Origin of the sequence: Amycolatopsis rhabdoformis, from assembly GCF_035918295.1 — a bacterium.
GTDB lineage: Bacteria > Actinomycetota > Actinomycetes > Mycobacteriales > Pseudonocardiaceae > Amycolatopsis > Amycolatopsis rhabdoformis.
On record NZ_CP142149.1, the window covers coordinates 1,158,558 to 1,175,168 of the forward strand.

General features: G+C 72.7%; 14 protein-coding genes. 12 read left to right on the plus strand and 2 right to left on the minus strand.

The genetic code is table 11. The features are described 5' to 3' along the window. The first annotated feature begins 1 nt into the window (after position 1). The 5 genes from VSH64_RS05365 to VSH64_RS05385 all read left to right on the plus strand — a co-directional run bounded on the left by VSH64_RS05365 (position 2) and on the right by VSH64_RS05385 (position 6,554). The gene (locus VSH64_RS05365) at positions 2 to 784 is read left to right on the plus strand and encodes a putative hydro-lyase (RefSeq protein ID WP_326834345.1); all 783 of its coding nucleotides are present in this window, start codon (positions 2 to 4) and stop codon (positions 782 to 784) included. Beyond that, complete coding sequence (locus tag VSH64_RS05370; RefSeq protein ID WP_326834346.1) at positions 781 to 2,274, plus strand: amidase family protein; 1,494 nt, start codon at positions 781 to 783, stop codon at positions 2,272 to 2,274. Before VSH64_RS05365 ends, VSH64_RS05370 begins: the two co-directional genes overlap by 4 nt. Positions 2,275 to 2,283: 9 nt before the next feature. Beyond that, a complete protein-coding gene (locus VSH64_RS05375; protein ID WP_326834347.1) occupies positions 2,284 to 4,224 on the plus strand; it encodes a S9 family peptidase in 1,941 nt (646 codons plus the stop codon). Between the two features lie 225 nt (positions 4,225 to 4,449). Continuing rightward, on the plus strand, positions 4,450 to 5,802 hold the full coding sequence (locus VSH64_RS05380; protein WP_326834348.1) for an MFS transporter: 1,353 nt from the start codon (positions 4,450 to 4,452) through the stop codon (positions 5,800 to 5,802). Beyond that, positions 5,799 to 6,554: an N-acyl homoserine lactonase family protein gene (locus VSH64_RS05385; RefSeq protein ID WP_326834349.1), complete on the plus strand. Its 756-nt coding sequence runs from the start codon at positions 5,799 to 5,801 to the stop codon at positions 6,552 to 6,554. The genes VSH64_RS05380 and VSH64_RS05385 overlap by 4 nt, the downstream gene beginning before the upstream one ends. Positions 6,555 to 6,559: 5 nt before the next feature. Here VSH64_RS05385 and VSH64_RS05390 read toward each other — a convergent pair whose 3' ends face one another. After that, complete coding sequence (locus VSH64_RS05390; protein ID WP_326834350.1) at positions 6,560 to 7,216, minus strand: TetR/AcrR family transcriptional regulator; 657 nt, start codon at positions 7,214 to 7,216, stop codon at positions 6,560 to 6,562. 157 nt (positions 7,217 to 7,373) lie between these two features. Here VSH64_RS05390 and VSH64_RS05395 point away from each other — a divergent pair, with 157 nt between their 5' ends. Together VSH64_RS05395 and VSH64_RS05400 are read left to right on the plus strand one after the other, a co-directional pair. Then, positions 7,374 to 8,246 (plus strand): shikimate dehydrogenase, encoded by an 873-nt coding sequence (locus tag VSH64_RS05395; RefSeq protein WP_326837911.1) that lies wholly within the window; start codon positions 7,374 to 7,376, stop codon positions 8,244 to 8,246. Continuing rightward, positions 8,233 to 10,089, plus strand: coding sequence for a bifunctional sugar phosphate isomerase/epimerase/4-hydroxyphenylpyruvate dioxygenase family protein (locus VSH64_RS05400; RefSeq protein ID WP_326834351.1), 1,857 nt, complete (start codon positions 8,233 to 8,235; stop codon positions 10,087 to 10,089). Before VSH64_RS05395 ends, VSH64_RS05400 begins: the two co-directional genes overlap by 14 nt. A gap of 6 nt (positions 10,090 to 10,095) precedes the next feature. Here the strand turns inward: VSH64_RS05400 and VSH64_RS05405 are convergent, their stop codons facing one another. Next, positions 10,096 to 11,268 carry a citrate/2-methylcitrate synthase gene (locus VSH64_RS05405; protein ID WP_326834352.1) on the minus strand — a complete coding sequence of 391 codons (1,173 nt, stop codon included), beginning with the start codon at positions 11,266 to 11,268 and terminating at the stop codon, positions 10,096 to 10,098. A 246-nt stretch (positions 11,269 to 11,514) separates the two neighbouring features. On the opposite strand from VSH64_RS05405, the gene VSH64_RS05410 reads away from it, so the two are divergent. From VSH64_RS05410 to VSH64_RS05430, 5 genes are read left to right on the plus strand one after another with little or no spacing between them, the layout of a single operon-like run. Continuing rightward, positions 11,515 to 12,585, plus strand: coding sequence for an isocitrate/isopropylmalate dehydrogenase family protein (locus VSH64_RS05410; protein WP_326834353.1), 1,071 nt, complete (start codon positions 11,515 to 11,517; stop codon positions 12,583 to 12,585). 35 nt (positions 12,586 to 12,620) lie between these two features. After that, positions 12,621 to 13,952 carry an MFS transporter gene (locus VSH64_RS05415; protein WP_326834354.1) on the plus strand — a complete coding sequence of 444 codons (1,332 nt, stop codon included), beginning with the start codon at positions 12,621 to 12,623 and terminating at the stop codon, positions 13,950 to 13,952. Continuing rightward, on the plus strand, positions 13,949 to 14,692 hold the full coding sequence (locus VSH64_RS05420; protein WP_326834355.1) for an MBL fold metallo-hydrolase: 744 nt from the start codon (positions 13,949 to 13,951) through the stop codon (positions 14,690 to 14,692). Before VSH64_RS05415 ends, VSH64_RS05420 begins: the two co-directional genes overlap by 4 nt. Further along, positions 14,689 to 15,726: an Ldh family oxidoreductase gene (locus VSH64_RS05425; protein ID WP_326834356.1), complete on the plus strand. Its 1,038-nt coding sequence runs from the start codon at positions 14,689 to 14,691 to the stop codon at positions 15,724 to 15,726. The genes VSH64_RS05420 and VSH64_RS05425 overlap by 4 nt, the downstream gene beginning before the upstream one ends. After that, complete coding sequence (locus VSH64_RS05430) at positions 15,723 to 16,550, plus strand: amidohydrolase family protein (RefSeq protein ID WP_326834357.1); 828 nt, start codon at positions 15,723 to 15,725, stop codon at positions 16,548 to 16,550. The genes VSH64_RS05425 and VSH64_RS05430 overlap by 4 nt, the downstream gene beginning before the upstream one ends. The last annotated feature ends 61 nt before the right edge of the window (positions 16,551 to 16,611 follow it).

Sequence of the window (16,611 nt, forward strand, 5' to 3'; positions counted from 1 at the left end):
CGTGACTGTCACCCCCGCGCCGACCCCCGCCGGCGCCCGCGAAGCCTTCCGCGGCGGCCTCCGCGTGCCGACCGCCGGCTGGGCGCCCGGCTACGCGCAGGCCAACATGATCATCGTGCCGCGCGAGTACGCCTACGACGCGCTGCTGTTCGGCCAGCGCAACCCCAAGCCGTGCCCGATCATCGGCGTGACCGACACCGGCAGCCCGCACACCGACCTCGCGCCCGGCGCCGACCTGCGCACCGACCTCGGCGCGTACCGCGTCTGGCGCGACGGCGAGCTGGTCGACGAGCCGGACGAGATCACGAAGTACTGGAACGACGACCTCGTGTCGTTCCTCATCGGCTGCAGCTACACGTTCGAGACGCCGATGGTCGCCGCCGGCATCGAGGTGCGCCACATCGACAAGGGCCAGAACGTGTCGATGTACAAGACGAACCGCGAGTGCGCCCCGGCCGGGCGCCTGAGCGGGCCGATGGTCGTGTCGATGCGCCCGATCGCCGCCGACCGGGTGGCCGACGCCGTGCGCATCAGCGGCCAGTTCCCGGCCGTGCACGGCGCGCCGGTGCACATCGGCGCGCCCGAGGCGCTCGGCATCGAGGACCTGGCGAAGCCGGACTTCGGTGACCCCGTGGAGATCCGCGAGGGCGAGGTCCCGGTGTTCTGGGCGTGCGGCGTGACCCCGCAGGCCGCGATCATGACGTCGAAGCCGCCGTTCGCGATCACGCACGCGCCCGGGTACATGTTCGTGACCGACGTGCCCGACTACACCTACGCCGTGTGAACGAGCACGGTCTCGACCTCGAGACCGCGACCGTGCGGCAGCTGTCCGGGTGGCTCGCCACCGGGCGGCTGACCGCGGTCGCGCTCGTGCGCGCGTGCCTGGGCCGCATCGCGGCGCTCGACGACCGCGGTCCGGCGCTGCACGCGGTGCGTGCGCTCAACCCGGCCGCGCTCGCCGACGCCGAGGCGGCCGACGAGCGGCTGCGCGCCGGTGAACGCGGGCCGTTGACCGGCATTCCGGTGCTGGTCAAGGACAACATCGACGTGCTCGGCCTGCCGACGACCGCCGGTTCCCTCGCTCTCGCCCGCTCGTACCCCGCGGCCGACGCGCCGCTGGTCACGGCGTTGCGGCGGGCGGGCGCGGTGATCCTCGGCAAGGCGAACCTGACCGAGCTGGCCAACTTCCTCGCCGAGGACATGCCGGGCGGGTACAGCTCGCTCGGCGGCCAGGTGCTCAACCCGTACGACGCGTCGCGGACACCACGCGGGTCGAGCGCCGGCTCGGCCGTCGCGGTGGCGGCCGGGCTGGCGGTGCTGAGCGTCGGGTCGGAGACCTCGGGGTCGATCCTCGCCCCGGCGCACGCGAACTCGGTGGTGGGGATCAAGCCGACGGTGGGGCTGGTGCCGCGCACCGGGATGCTGCCGATCGCGAGCAGTCAGGACACCGCGGGCCCGCTCACCCGGACCGTCGCCGACGCGGCGGCGCTGCTCACCGTGCTGGCCGCGCGGGATCCGCGCGACCCGGCGACGGCGGTGAACCCGTTGGCGGACCACGACTTCACCGGCGACCTGGACCTCGGCGCGCTGCGGGGCAAGCGGATCGGCGTGGTGCGGGCCGAGCTGCCGGACGACGAGCGCGCCCTGTTCGACGCCGCGGCGCAGGCGATGCGCGACCGCGGCGCCGTGCTGGTGCCGGTCGAGGTCGACCTGAGCGGCAACGGGTCTTCGGTGCTCACCTACGAGTTCAAGCGCGATCTGAACACCTACCTGTCCGGTTTGCCCGCCGACGCACCGTGCCGCTCGCTGGCGGACGTGCTGGCGTTCAACGAAGCGAACGCGGCGGCCACGCTCAAGTTCGGCCAGGCCCGCGCGCTCGCCGCGCAGGCCAAGGACCTCACACCCGACAGCGCCGACACGCGCCGGTACCTCGCCGACCGCGCCCTCGACCTCGCCGAGAACAAGGACCGCCTGGATGCGGTGCTGGCAGCCGAAAACCTGACCGCGCTGCTGTTCGCCGGCTGCTCCGGCTCCGTGATCGGCGCGCGCGCCGGCTACCCGTCGGTGTGCGTGCCCGCCGGCTACCTCGCGGCCGACCGCCGTCCGTTCGGCGTGACGCTGCTCGGCCCGGCGTGGAGCGAACCCGAGCTCGTCGGGTGTGCGTACGCGTTCGAGCAGGCCACGCGCCTGCGCCGGCCGCCGTCGGTGGTCAATCCGGCAGCGATGCGGCGCCACGGGCGCGAAGCGGCGACCGCGATGGAGGAGATCGGCTAGCGTGGCGCCGTGCAGATCTCCGAGTTCGGTTCCTGGGCCACGCCGTTCACCGCGAGCCTGATCACGCAGAGCGCCACGCGCGTCACCGACGTCCGGGCGGACGGGCGGGCCGTGGTGTGGTCGGAGGCGCGCCCGAGCGAGGGCGGACGGGTGCAGCTGGTGCGTCGCGCCGCCGACGGCGCGACGACCGACCTGCTGCCCGACGGTTTCGGCGCGCGCACGTCGGTGCACGAGTACGGCGGCGGCGACTGGTGGGTGCGCGACGGGGTCGTGTGGTTCGCCAACTGGGCCGACCAGCGGCTGTATCGGCTCGCTCCCGGTGGAAAGCCCGAGCCCGTGACACCCGAGCCTGAGGTGCCGCGTGGTGATCGGTACGCCGACGGCGACCTCACGGCCGACGGCACCCGCCTGGCCGTGGTGCGCGAGCACCACCCGGAGGGCGGGCGTGGTGCGGCCGACGTGCGCAACGAGATCGTGCTGCTGAGCGACGGCGCGGAGCCCGAAGTCCTGATCTCCGGCCCGGATTTCGTGGCGAGCCCGCGGTTCTCGCCCGACGCGGGCAAGCTCGCGTGGGTCTCGTGGAACCACCCGGACATGCCGTGGGACTCGACCGAGCTGCGCGTGCGCGACCTGGCCACCGGCGCCGAAACGCTGGTCGCGGGCGGGCCGGGGGAGTCGGTGTCCGAGCCGCGCTGGCACGCCGACGGCACGCTGTACTTCCTCTCCGATCGCACCGGTTGGTGGAACCTCTACCGGCTGCCGGCCGGCGCGACCACGGTCGAGCCCGTGGTCCGCCTCGACGCGGAGATCGGCGTGCCCGCGTGGGGCCTGGGCACGGGCCGGTACGTGGTGCTGGCCGACCACCGCGTGGTGTTCGCCCGCTGGTCCGGCGGCTTCGACGGCCTCGCGCTCGCCGCGCCCGACGGCACGGTGACCGACCTCGACACCCCGTTCTCCGCGATCAGCGCACTGCGCCCGGGCGAGGACGGTGAGCTGCTGCTGCTCGCGGGTTCGCCGACCGCCGAGACGAGCGTGTACGCGCTCAGTGCCGGCGGCACCGTGCGCACCGTGCGCGAGCCCCGCGACACCGGCATCGGCGCCGAGTACGTGTCCGCGCCCGAGGCGATCGACTTCCCGTCCGGCGACCGCGAATCCCACGCGTTGTTCTACCCACCGGCGAACCCGGACTTCGCGGGCCCGGAAGGCTCGAAGCCGCCGGTGCTCGTGTTCGTCCACGGTGGACCGACGTCGCACGCGGTTCCCGTGCTGTCCGCGGCGATCCAGTACTGGACCAGCCGCGGCTTCGGCGTGGTCGACGTGAACTACGCGGGCTCCACCGGGTTCGGCCGCGCCTACCGCGAGCAGTTGCACGGCACGTGGGGCGTGCTCGACGTCGCCGACTGCATCGCGGCCGTGCGCTGGCTCGCGAGCGAGGGCCGGGTCGACGGCGGCAAGCTGCTCATCCGCGGCGGTTCGGCCGGCGGCTACACCGTGCTGGCCGCCCTCTCCCGCGCGGACACGCCCTTCGCCGCCGGGACGGACCTGTTCGGCGTCGCCGACCTGCAGGCGCTCGCGGCCGACACGCACAAGTTCGAGAGCCGGTACCTCGACCGCCTGATCGGTCCGTACCCCGAGCTGCGCGAGGTGTACCTCGACCGCTCGCCGATCCACCACGTCGACGCCTTCACCCGACCGTTGCTCGTGCTGCAGGGCGCGGACGACCCGGTGGTGCCGCCCAACCAGTCGGAGCTGATCGTCGACGCGCTGCGCTCGCGCAAGGTCCCGGTCGCCTACCTGCTGTTCGAAGGCGAGCAGCACGGCTTCCGCCGCGCCGAGAACATCCGCCGCTCGCTGGATGCCGAGCTGAGCTTCTACAGCCAGATCCTCGGCTTCGACCTGCCCGCGGGCGAGGCGATCGAGCCGGTCGAGGTGGAGAACCTCCAGCCGTAAGCACCGCTCGACCACGGCCGGAAACCCCTGAACGCCAGGGGTTTCCGGCCGTTTCGCGTTCTTGATCCACAATGGACGTCGCCGGGGCGGCCCCGCCGTCCGGAGTGGATCTCCGGCGCGAAACCCGGTCTTGACAACTCCGGGCGCGACCCTCACTCTCTCTAATTAACCGTACGGTACATTAGCCGTCGGGCGAGGCAACGGCGCACCGCAGAGGAGACGAACGTGAACGGTCGACCGGATCGAGCGGCGCCGGCCGCGGGCCGGCCCGCGAAAGCGGCGCTCGCCGCCTGGATCGGCAGCGCGCTGGAGTACTACGACTTCTTCATCTACGGCACGGCGGCCGCGCTGGTCTTCGGAAAGATCTTCTTCCCGTCGTCCTCACCGGCCGCGGGTACCTTGCTGGCCCTGTCGACGTTCGGGGTGGGCTACGTGACGCGGCCGCTGGGCGCGCTGCTGCTCGGGCACCTCGGCGACCGCTTCGGCCGCAAACGCGTGCTCATCGCGACGCTGCTGCTCATGGGCGCCTCCACCGTGCTGGTCGGCTGCCTGCCGAGCTACGCGTCGCTGGGCGTCGCGTCGCCGGTGCTGCTGGTCGCTTTGCGCCTGCTGCAAGGACTTTCCGCCGGCGGCGAGCAGGCCAGCGCCAACTCGATGAGCCTCGAACACGCGCCGGAAAACCGCCGCGCGTACTACACGAGCTTCACCCTCAGCGGCACGCAGGCCGGGCAGATCGTGGCCACGGCGGTGTTCCTTCCGGTGGCCGCGCTGCCGCAGGACGCGCTGCTGTCGTGGGGCTGGCGCGTGCCGTTCTGGCTGAGCGCGGTGATGGTCGCGGTCGGGTACTTCATCCGCCGCTCCGTGGAGGAGACGCCGGTGTTCCGCGAGGAGGTCGCCGCCGGTGAGGTGGTGCGGCTGCCGCTCGCGGTGCTGCTGCGCGACCACTGGGCCGACGTGCTGCGCGTGATCGTGGCCGCGCTCATCGCCTCGGTCAGCACGATCTTCACCGTCTACGCGCTCAGCTACGCGGTGAACACGGTGGGGCTGAGCAAAACGCCGATGCTGTGGGTCGGGGTGCTCGCCAACGTCGCGGCCGTGATCTCGATCCCGTTGTGGGCCAAGCTCTCCGACCGCAAGGGCCGCAAGAAGATCTTCGTCGCCGGCTCGCTCGGCTGCGCCGTGCTCATCTTCGGTTACCTCGGCGCGATCGCCGCCGGCAGCTACGTGTGGATCTTCGTGCTCGGCATCGGCATGTTCGGGATCGTCTACACCGCCACCAGCGCCATCTGGCCGTCGTTCTACGGCGAGATGTTCCCGGCCCGCGTGCGGTTGTCGGGCACCGCGATCGGCACTCAGATCGGCTTCGCCATCAGCGGGTTCCTCCCGAGCGTGGCGGCGGCCGTCGCCGGTGACGGGCGCGGGGCGTGGCTCGGCGTCGCGATCTTCACCGCCGGCTTGTGCGTGGTCAACGCGATCGCCGTGGCCACCGGTCGCGAGACCTACCGCGTGCCGACCGCGCAGCTGGGGCTGAAGCACACCCCGGCGCCGCAGGGAAACGAGGTCGGCGCCCGCCCGTGAGCACGTTCGAGGTCCACGCCCTGTGTTACGCCCGCCGCGAAGGCGTGCGTGGCGACCACTTTCTGGGGCACGGCGAGGATTCGGCTGAACCGCACCCCACGGCGTACTTCGTGTGGCTGGCCGTCTCCCCGGAGCACACGGTGCTCGTGGACACCGGGATCCACCCCGACCGCGCGGCCGGCGTGGCGGGCCTCGACTACGTCGATCCGGTGCGGTTGCTCGGGGCGTTCGGGGTGGCGCCCGAAGCCGTGGACCACGTGGTGCTCACCCACCTGCACTACGACCACGCCGGACGGGCGAGCGCGTTCCCGCGGGCCACGGTCACCGTCCAGCAGTCCGAAGTGGACTACTGGACGGGGCCGTGGGCCCGGCGGATCACGCGGGAACACTGGCTGCTCGACGAAGCCGAGCTGGGCCGGCTCGAAGCGACCGGCCGGCTGCACCAGGTCGAGGGCGACACCGAGGTCGTGCCCGGCCTCAGCGCGCACCTCGTGGGCGGCCACACCGCCGGCACGCAGGTGGTGCGCGTCGCCACCGCGGCCGGGCCGATCGTGCTCGCCTCGGACGCCAGCCACTTCTACGAGAACCTCGAGGCCGACCACCCCGCGCCGCTGCTGCACTCCACGACGGGCGTGTACGGCGCCTTCGACCGCATCCGCGAGCTGGCCGGCACCTTCCTGCCCGGCCACGACCCGCGCGTGCTCGAGCGCTACCCCACGGACGCCACCGGCCGGATCGCGAGGATCGCGTGAGGTCCTCAGCGAGCGGTCAGGTAGCTCACGAGCAGGTCGCCCACCATGCGCCGGTGGTGCTCGCGGGTGGCCGGGTCGAGCAGGTCGCGGTCGAAGATCGCGTTGAACGTGTAGCGGTTGGCCGCGCGGAACACGCAGAACGCGCTGATCGCCATGTGCACGTCGAGCGCGTCGGCGTCGTCGCGGAACACGCCGGCCGCGCGGCCGCGCCGCAGGATGCGGGTGAGCACGTCGAGCGCGGGGTTGGCGAGCGTCGACAGCGTGGTGGAGCGCGCGATGTGCTCGGCGCGGTGGATGTTCTCGATGCTCACCAGCCGCACGAAACCGGGGTGGGAGTCGTGGTGGTCGAAGGTGAGCTCGGCGAGCTGGCGCACGGCGTCGACCGGGTCGAGGTGGTCCACGTCGAGACCCTGCTCGAGCTGCCGGATCACCGTGTAGGCGCGCTCCAGCACGGTGACGAAGAGCTGGTCCTTGCTGGTGAAGTAGTAGTAGATCATCCGCTTGGTGGTGCGGGTCTTCGCCGCGATCTCCTCCACCCGGGCGCCGTCGTAGCCCTTCTCGGCGAACTCGAGCGCGGCGACGTCGAGGATCTCCGCCTTGGTCCGCTCGGCGTCGCGCGTGCGGTCCTTTCCGGCGGCGTCTTCCGGCGACGGTGCGGCCACGGACTTCCCTTCTCGCTCCTGCTGGGTCCGGTCCCACTGTAGGCCCGCGCCGCGCCGGGCCCCGGCAAGCTCTTGTCCGCACGTCGAAAGGAACCTCGTGTCACCAGCCACGGTCGTGGACGCCGTCCGCGAGCACGCCCTCCGGGCCGGCCCCGGCGTGGTGCTCGCCGGACTCGTCGGCTCGGGCATCGGCCCGTCGCTGAGCCCGCCGCTGCACGAGGCCGAGGCCGGCCGGCTCGGCGTGCGCCTGGCCTACGGTCGCTTCGACCTCGACGACTGGGGCCTGCCCGCGGGTGCCGCGGCCGAGGTGGTGGCGGCCGCGCGCGCCGCGGGGTACGCCGGGCTCAACATCACGCACCCGTGCAAGCAGGTCGTGCTCGCGCACCTCGACGAGCTCTCGGCCGACGCCGCCGCGCTGGCCGCGGTGAACACCGTGGTCTTCGCCGGCGGCACGGCGGCCGGCCACAACACGGACTGGTCCGGCTTCGCGCGCGGGTTCGAAGCCGGGCTGCCCGGGGCACCGCTGGGCTCGGTCGTGCTCCTGGGCGCGGGTGGCGCCGGCGCGGCGGTGGCCCACGGCCTGCTCACGCTCGGCGCGGGCCACGTCCGCGTGCTCGACCTGGACCACCCGCGGGCCGAGGCACTGGCTTCGGCGCTGACGGCCCGGTTCGGCGAGGGTCGGGCTTCGGCCGGGGGGTCGGTGGCGACCGCGCTGGCCGACGCCGACGGTCTGGTCCACGCGACGCCGGTCGGCATGGCCGCGCACCCGGGCCTGCCGCTGCCGGCCGCGCTGCTGCACCCGCGGCTGTGGGTCGCGGAGGTCGTGTACCGGCCGCTGGAGACCGAGCTCGTGCGCGTGGCCCGCGCCCGCGGCTGCCGGGTGCTCGACGGCGGGCGCATGGCCGTGTTCCAGGCCGCCGAGGCGCTGGCGCTGTTCACCGGTGCCGTGCCGGACACCGACCGCATGCGGCGGCACTTCGCTCGGCTCACCGCTTCCGGGGAAAGGACACCCGTTCATGTCGTCGACTGACGAGCGAGCCGGCACGCGCCGGGCGATCGCCACCGTCTGCCTGTCCGGCACGCTGGAGGACAAGCTGACCGCCGCGGCGGCGGCCGGGTTCGCCGGCGTCGAGATCTTCGAAAACGATCTGCTCGCCTCACCGTGGTCGCCGAAGCAGGTGCGCGAGCACTGCGTGGACCTCGGCCTCACGGTGGATCTCTACCAGCCGTTCCGCGACTTCGAAGCCGTGCCACCGGCGGTGCTCGCGGCCAACCTGCGCCGCGCCGAGCACAAGTTCGCCGTGATGGAGCAGCTCGGCGCCGACACGATGCTGGTGTGCTCCACCGTGTCCCCGGACGCGGTGGACGACGACGATCTCGCGGCCGAGCAGCTGCACACCTTGGCCGACCGCGCGGCCGCGCACGGGCTGCGCATCGCGTACGAAGCGCTGGCGTGGGGCCGGTTCGTGAACACCTACGAGCACTCGTGGCGGATCGTGCGCCGGGCCGCGCACCCCGCGCTCGGCCTGTGCCTCGACAGCTTCCACATCCTGTCCCGCGGCAGCGATCCCGCCGCGATCCGCACGATCCCAGGAGAGAAGCTCTTCTTCCTGCAGCTGGCCGACGCGCCGCGCCTGGAGATGGACGTGCTGCAGTGGAGCCGCCACCACCGGCTGTTCCCGGGGCAGGGCGCGTTCGACCTCACGGCCTTCACCGGCCACGTGCTCGCCGCCGGCTACTCCGGGCCCCTGTCGCTGGAGGTGTTCAACGACGTGTTCCGCCAGGCCGACCCCGGCCCGGCCGCCGTCGACGCGATGCGATCCCTGCTGGCGCTGGAGGAATCCCTGGGCACGACGGAGCTGCCGGTCGCGCCGGCGCTGCGCGGGCACGCGTTCACGGAGATCGCCACGGCCGGCCCCGAGGTTTCGCCCGCGCTGGCCGGGCTCGGCTTCACGCACGTGGGACAGCACCGGACGAAACCCGTGGCGCTGTGGCAGCAAGGTGCCGCGCGCATCCTGGTCAACTCCGCCGGGGTCGAGGAAAGCGCGTCCGTGGTCGCGCTGGCGGTGGAGAGCGCGGACCCGGTGGCGTCGGCGGATCGGGCGCAGCGGCTGCTCGCACCGGTGCTGCCGCGCACGCACAGCGCGGGGGAGGCCGACCTGTCCGCCGTGGCCGCGCCCGACGGCACTTCGGTGTTCTTCTGCCGCACCGGCCCCGGCGACAGCTGGCTCGACGATTTCGCCCCGGTGTCAGGGAAAGCAGCGTCAGGGAAAGCAGTGTCAGGGAAACCGGGGCAGGTAGTGGACGGAGCCGGTCTGACCGGCGTCGACCACGTGTCGCTGACCCAGCCCTTCGACCACTTCGACGAGGCCGCGCTCTTCTACCGCGCGGTGCTCGGTCTCGAACCGGAGCCGGTCACGGAGTTCGCCGCGCCGTTCGGGCTGGTGCGCAGCCGCACGGTCACCGGCGGCGAGGTGCGCATCGCGCTGGACTCGGCCCTGCTGCGGCGCGGCGACTGGGCCCCGGGTGTGCGCGAGCCGCAGCACATCGCGTTCGCCACTGACGACGCCCTGGCCAGCGCTCGCGCGATGCGGGCGCTCGGCGCCCCGCTCCTGCCGATCCCCGGCAACTACTACGACGACCTCGACGCCCGCTTGGCGCCGCCGCCGGACCTGCTCGACGCCCTGCGCGCCCACTCGATCCTCTACGACCGTGACGAACACGGCACGCTGCTGCACTTCTTCACCGAGATCCTCGGCGGGCGGGTGTTCTTCGAAGTCGTGCAGCGCATCGACGGCTACGCGGGTTACGGAGCGGCCAACGCGCCGGTGCGGATGGCGGCCCACCGACGGCACCGGCTCGCCGGCCGCTGACTGTCCTCACCGGACGGTGTAGGTCTCCAGAGAGTGCGCGATCCACCCCGCCGTGCGGGCGATCACGAACACCGCCTCCCCGGCGCCCTCGGCCATGCCGTGGACGAAACACAAGGCGCCCAGCGCGAACTCGACGTTCGGCTCGAGGCCGCGCCGGCGGCGCACCAGGTCGATCGCCGCCTCCACGATGGCCAGCCGTTCGGGGTCGGCGGGCGCGTCGGCGAGCAGGCGCAGCAGCTCCGAGGCGCGCGGATCGACGCTGCGGTAGCGCGGCTGCCCGAAGCCGGACAGCCGGTCGCCGCGCAGCAGCCGCTGTTCGAGCACGCGGGAAACCGAGTCGGGTGAGGCGATGTCGCCCAGCCACGCCTGCACCGCCAGCGACGAACCGCCGCCCAGCAACAGTCCACTCGCGACACTCATGCCCGCGAGCACGGCCGAGTACGGGTCCGCCGCCTTGGCCGCGGCCTCGCGCACCGCGCGCGTCGACGGACCGAGGCCGTGGTCGGCGAGCAGCACCAGCGCGGCCGAGAGCACCGCGATCCGTTCCGGTGTCTCGGGTTCCGCGGTGAGCCGGCTCCACAGCCGCTCGGCGATGGGCCGGCCGCGTTCGCCGGCGGCGCCCGGCTGCGGCAGCGACTCCACGAACGCCGGCGCCATCGTGCGCGCGGCCGAGAGCACCGAGGGCACGGACAGGTCGTAGCGGAACGAGTCGCGCGCGCCGAGCAGGGTCGCGGTGACCTTGAGCCGGTCGAGCGGCAGGCTCGAGGCCGGCATGGTGTCCTGCAGCCGGTGGATGGCCGCGACCAGGTCCGGTTCGAGCTCCCGCGCGGGTGGCACGCCGGGCTGCTCCCACAGCAGCTCGGCCACCTCTTCGTACGACGCCGTGCGCGCGAGCCCGACGGCGTCGTGTTCGCGGTAGAGCAGCGCGTCGCCGTCGAGGCGCGCGACCTGGCTGGTGTCGGAGGACACGCCGGGCTCGTCGTCGTGCAGCAGCGTGCGCGTGCCCTTGCGCTGCCCGAACCCCTCGACCTCGCTGCGCGAGAGCCAGCTGCGCCGGTCGCGGGGCAGCCGGCGGCGGTTCAGCAGGCCGCGGCTGATGTAGGCGTACACCGTGCTCGGCTTGACCCCGAGGAGGTCGGCCGCCTCGGCGATCGACAGCACCTCCGTGTCCGTGCTCACGACTGGCGACTCCTCCTGTTCAGGCGATCCTCTGAGCTGATTCCGTGGGGCTGATTCCCGGCGGCGCGACTCGGGTTCGACCGTTCGCCGCACCGACGATTCGCGGCGAGTCTAGTGACCACCGAAGCTGGTCACGGATCAGAAACAGCGGGTTGACAACAGTTTCCGGGCAGGCCTACGGTCTCGTCGTTCTCGTCAATATTGACTCTCAATGTTGATTGTATTGATTTTCGAGGTGGAGCGCCAGTGCAGGTTCACGACATCGCCGTCATCCGAGGGGACGGGATCGGCCCCGAGCTGGTGGACGCCGCGCTCACCGTGCTCGGCGCGGTCACCGCCCGGGGCGCGTTCGAGCTTCGCTACACCGACGTCGACGCAGGCGCCGACACGTATCGGCGCACCGGCGTGGCCTGCTCACCCGAGAACCTGGAGTACCTGCGCACCGGCGTCGCGGCGACGCTGAAGGGCCCGGTCGGGCTGCCCGACGTGCGCTTCCCCGACGGCACCGAGGCCGGCCTGCTCGGTGGCATCCTGCGGATCGGGCTCGACGCGTACGCGAACGTCCGCCCGGCGCTTCTGCTGCCCGGTGTCACCTCCGCGCTCGGCGGGGTGAAAGCCGGCGGCATCGACTACGTGATCGTCCGCGAGAACACCGAAGGCCTCTACGCCTCGCGCGGCAAGGGAGTCGGCAACCGCTGGGCCGTCTCGGACACGCTCATGGCCACCCGCGAGGGCACGCTGCGGATCTGCCGTCGCGCGTTCGAGCTCGCGGCCGCCCGCGACGGTGCGCCGAGCGACGGCAAGCACCGCGTGACCTGTGTGGACAAGAGCAACGTGCTGCGCAGCCACGCGTTGTTCCGCGAGATCTTCTTCGAGGTCGCCGCCGGCTTCCCGGACATCGAGACCGAGGTGCTCTACGCCGATGCCGCCGCGCAGGCGCTGGTGCTGCGGCCCGGCGACTTCGACGTGCTGGTGATGGAGAACTTCCTCGGCGACGTGCTCAGCGACCTCGGCGGCGCGACCGTCGGCGGCATCTCGCTGTGCGGCTCCGGCAACATCGGCGACGCCGGCGCGTACTTCGAGCCCATCCACGGCAGCGCCCCGTCGATCGCGGGCCGGGGACTGGCCAACCCGATCGGCCAGATCCTCGCCGCCGCGATGATGCTCGACCACCTGCACCACGCCGCCGAGGGTGACCTCGTGCGCGCGGCCGTCGCCGGTGCGCTCGACGCCGGCGACATCCGCCTCCTTCCCGACGGTTCGGCAGCGGGCGGCCCGGTGGCCGTCGCCGAAGCGGTCGCGGCACGGCTGACCTGACTCCCCGTCCCCATGCAGAGAACGGAACTCCCGTCATGAACACCGAGCTCGAGTTCACCGGTGCGCGCCGGCGCCGCATCATCATCGCGGCCTCGGCGGGCAACTTCGCCGAGTGGTACGACTGGGGCGTCTACGGCGTGGTCGCCACGATCATCGCCGCGAAGTTCTTCCCGGGCCACGATCCCGCGGTGGCACTGCTCAACACCTACGCGGTGTTCGCGCTGGGCTACATCGCCCGGCCCATCGGCGGCATCTTCTTCGGCTGGATCGGCGACAAGTACGGCCGCCGCCGCGCGCTGTCGATCTCGATCCTGTTCACCTGCTTCGGCACCGCGTTGATGGGCGTGCTGCCCACCTACGCGCAGATCGGGTTCCTGGCACCGGTGCTGCTGCTGGTGTGCCGGCTGGCGCAGTCGATGGGCGCGGGCGGCGAGTACGCGAGCGCGATCAGCTTCGTGTTCGAGCACAGCCCGGCCGCGCGGCGCGCCCGCAACGTGAGCACGCTGATCGCGACCACGTTCATCGGCATCCTGTGCGGATCGCTGCTGGCGCGGGTGTTCTCGAGCGTGCTGACCAAGGACGAGTACCAGACGTTCGGCTGGCGCATCCTGTTCCTCGTCGGCCTGCCGCTGGCCGCGTTCGGCGTGTACCTGCGCTCGAAGGTCGAGGAGAGCCCGGAGTTCGAGCTGCTGGCCAAGGCGCGCGCGAAGGCGAAGGAAGCCGCCACGCCGCTGCGCGACGCCCTGCGGCTGCACTGGGTGCCGATCGTGATCTTCATCGTCTGCACCGCGAGCTACGCGTTGCTGAGCACCACCATCACGTCGTTCCTCACCACGTTCCTGATCAACGTCGGCAAGCTCGACAGCACCGAGGCCTACAACGCGACGATCGTGAGCAACGTGCTGGTGATCGCCGGCACGCTCGTGATGGGACCGGTGGCGGACAAGATCGGGCTGCGCCGGTCGCTGAGCCTGTGCGGGCTCGTGGTCGCGATCCTCGCGGTGCCGTCGCTGGCGCTCGCCGCGGGCGGCGGGGTCGGCGCGTTCACCGGCGGCGCGTTCATCGGCGCCTGCAAGGGGTTGCTGGCACTGCCGGCGCTGCTCGCGATCAGCCAGATCTTCCCGACGGCCGTGCGGGTCACCGCGGGTGCGCTCGCCTACAACGTGGCGCAGGCGGTGTTCGGCGGCACCGGCCCGATCATCGGCGTCTGGCTCAACGACGTGACCGGCGGCCCGTACGGCCTCGGCGTGTACCTGGCCGCGCTCGGCCTGGTCACGGCGGTCGTGGCGTTCTTCGCGCGGCGCACGTTCGACCACGACGAGACCGTGGTGGCCGCTCCGGCGGCGGTCGTCCCGGAGGCGCGGTGAACATCCTTCCGCTGACCCAGGGATACCCGGGCAAGAGCACCCAGCACGGCGGGCTCGGCTGGAGCAGCGTCACGCTCGTGCGCCACGGCGACCGCCTGATCCTGGCCGACACCGGTTCGTTCGGCATGCGCTCCCTGCTCGCGCAGCGCCTCGCCGCGTACGGGGTCGAGCCGGGTGAGGTCACCGACGTGCTGCTCACGCACGCGCACTACGACCACGCGGCGAACTACCTGCTGTTCCCGGCGGCGAACGTGTGGGTCGGGGCGGCGGAACTGGAGTGGGCGGCCGGGCGCGAGCCCGGGTTCGACCCGCTGCCGGAGCTCTACGCCGCCGACCTCGCGAGCAACCCGCGCACCCGGCGGGTGAGCGGCGACGGGGAGATCTTCCCCGGCGTCGAGGCGTTCACCGCGGCCGGGCACACACCGGGTTCGCTGGTGTTCCGCGTCGGCGGATCCGTGCTGTTCAGCGGCGACGCCGCGAAGAACCGCGCGGAACTGCTGGGCGGCGAAGTCGACATGACGCTCGACCGCGACGCGAGCCGCGCGTCGGTGCGCAAGATCCTCGACCTGTGGCGGGAAAACCCGGACACGCTGCTCGTGCCCGGCCACGACGTGCCGATGCGGTGGCACGACCGCCCGGTTTACACGGACACCCGGCGAGCCGGGATCCGTTCGTGGTTCGGCGAAGATCTCGCCGCGACCACCGAGTTCGACCTGACCGAAGGAGAAGACCACCGATGACCGGCGACACCCAGATCACCGCCGAGGACCTGCGCGGGCTGGCGGCCCGCGCGCTGGCGGGAAACGGGATGTCCGAAGAGGACTCCGCGCGCGTCGCCGACGTGCTGGTGCTCGCCGACCTCTTCGGCATCCGCACGCACGGCGTCGCGCGGATCCCGCAGTACCTCGACCGCGCGCGCCTCGGCGGCGTCGACCTCCACGCGAAGGTGGTCGTGGACCAGGTCGCACCGGCGCTGTCGCGAGTGGACGGTGCCAACGGCATCGGCCCGCTCGTCGGCTCGCACGCGTTGGACGCGGCACTGGACTCGGCTCGCGCGACGGGGCTCGGCGCGGCGTTCGTGCGGGGCAGCAACCACTTCGGTCCCGTGATGCCGTACCTGTTCCGCGCGGCGGAGCAGGGGTTCGCGGCGATCATCGCGAGCAACGCGACCACCACCATCGCCCCGTGGGGCGGGCGCGAGGCGCGCCTGGGCAACAACCCGCTCGGCATCGGCGTGCCGGCCCCGGGTGGCGACCCGGTGCTGCTCGACATCGCGATGAGCGTGGCGGCGCGTGCGAAGATCCGCGCGGCCGCGGCGGCGGGGGAGTCCATTCCGGACACCTGGGCCACCGACCGCGAGGGCCGGCCGACGAGCGATCCCGCTGCCGCGCTCGACGGGTTCCTGCAGCCGCTGGGCGGACACAAGGGTTACGGGCTCTCGGTGATGGTCGACCTGTTCGCCGGGGTCCTGTCCGGCGCCGGCTACCTCACGCGCATCAGCTCGTGGAGCGTCGACCCCGAGCGGCCGCAGAACCTGGGCCACGTGTTCTTCCTGATCGACGCGACGAAACTCGTGCCCGGCCCCGAGCTGGCGTCCCGGATGACGGATTTCGCCGACATCCTGCACACCACGCCGCCGGCCGACCCGGCGCAGCCCGTGCGGCTGCCCGGTGAGTTCGAGCTGGCCCGCTACCACCGGCAACTGCGCGACGGGGTGCCCGTGGACGACGCGGTGCTCGCCCGGCTGTCCGAGTTCGCGGGCGCGGTGCGGTGATCCCCTCGGGCGCGACCGATTGCCACGTGCACGTGTTCGACCCGCGGTTCCCCTACTCCGAGGACCGAGCCTACACACCCGGCGCGGCGAGCGGGGAGCAGCTGGACGAGCTGCACTGGCGGCTCGGCGTGAGCCGGGCGGTGCTCGTGCAGCCGAGTCCGTACGGCACGGACAACTCGTGCCTGCTCGCTCAGCTGCGCGACCGGGGTGAGCGCGCTCGCGGGGTGGTGGTGGTCGATCCCGCCGGCGGGGCCCCGCTGCGGGAATGGCACGCCCAGGGGGTGCGCGGGGCGCGGGTGAACCTCGCGACGTTCGCGGTCGACGACCCGGCGGCGGCGCCGGCGCCCTTGCGCGCCACCGCGTCGGCCATCGCGGACCTGGGCTGGCACCTGCAGGTGTTCACCTCGGCGAAGGTGGTGGCCGCGCTGGCCGACGAGTTCGCGCGCCTGCCCGTGCCGGTGGTGTTCGACCACTTCGCGCTCGCTTCGCCCGACGTCGGTCTCGCCGAGCTGACCGACCTCCTGCGATCCGGTGCGGCGTACGTGAAACTCTCCGCGCCGCACCGGATTTCCACCGCGCCCGACCACACCGACGTCGAGCCGCTGGTGCGGGCACTGGCGGCCGCGGCCCCGGACCGCCTGCTGTGGGGCACCGACTGGCCCCACACCGGCGGCCGGGCGCGCACGCCGGCCAACCGGCTGAGCGTGGAGCCGTTCGAGCCGATCGACGACGCGCGGGCCCTCGAGCGGCTGCTCGACTGGACCGGCCCGGTCGTCGGCCGGCGGATCCTGGTGGACAACCCGGTCGAGTTGTACGGCTTCTGACCGGGTGGTGTCCGTCTCACTCGACAGGCGTCCGCGGTCAGGGCGAGCTAAGTTGCGCGGA

Bases quoted from the DNA above. Each gene is read 5' to 3' on its own strand.
- VSH64_RS05425 (WP_326834356.1), top strand. From the start codon at position 14,689: ATGACCGGCGACACCCAGATCACCGCCGAGGACCTGCGCGGGCTGGCG.
- VSH64_RS05415 (WP_326834354.1), top strand. From the start codon at position 12,621: ATGAACACCGAGCTCGAGTTCACCGGTGCGCGCCGGCGCCGCATCATC.
- VSH64_RS05400 (WP_326834351.1), top strand. From the start codon at position 8,233: ATGTCGTCGACTGACGAGCGAGCCGGCACGCGCCGGGCGATCGCCACC.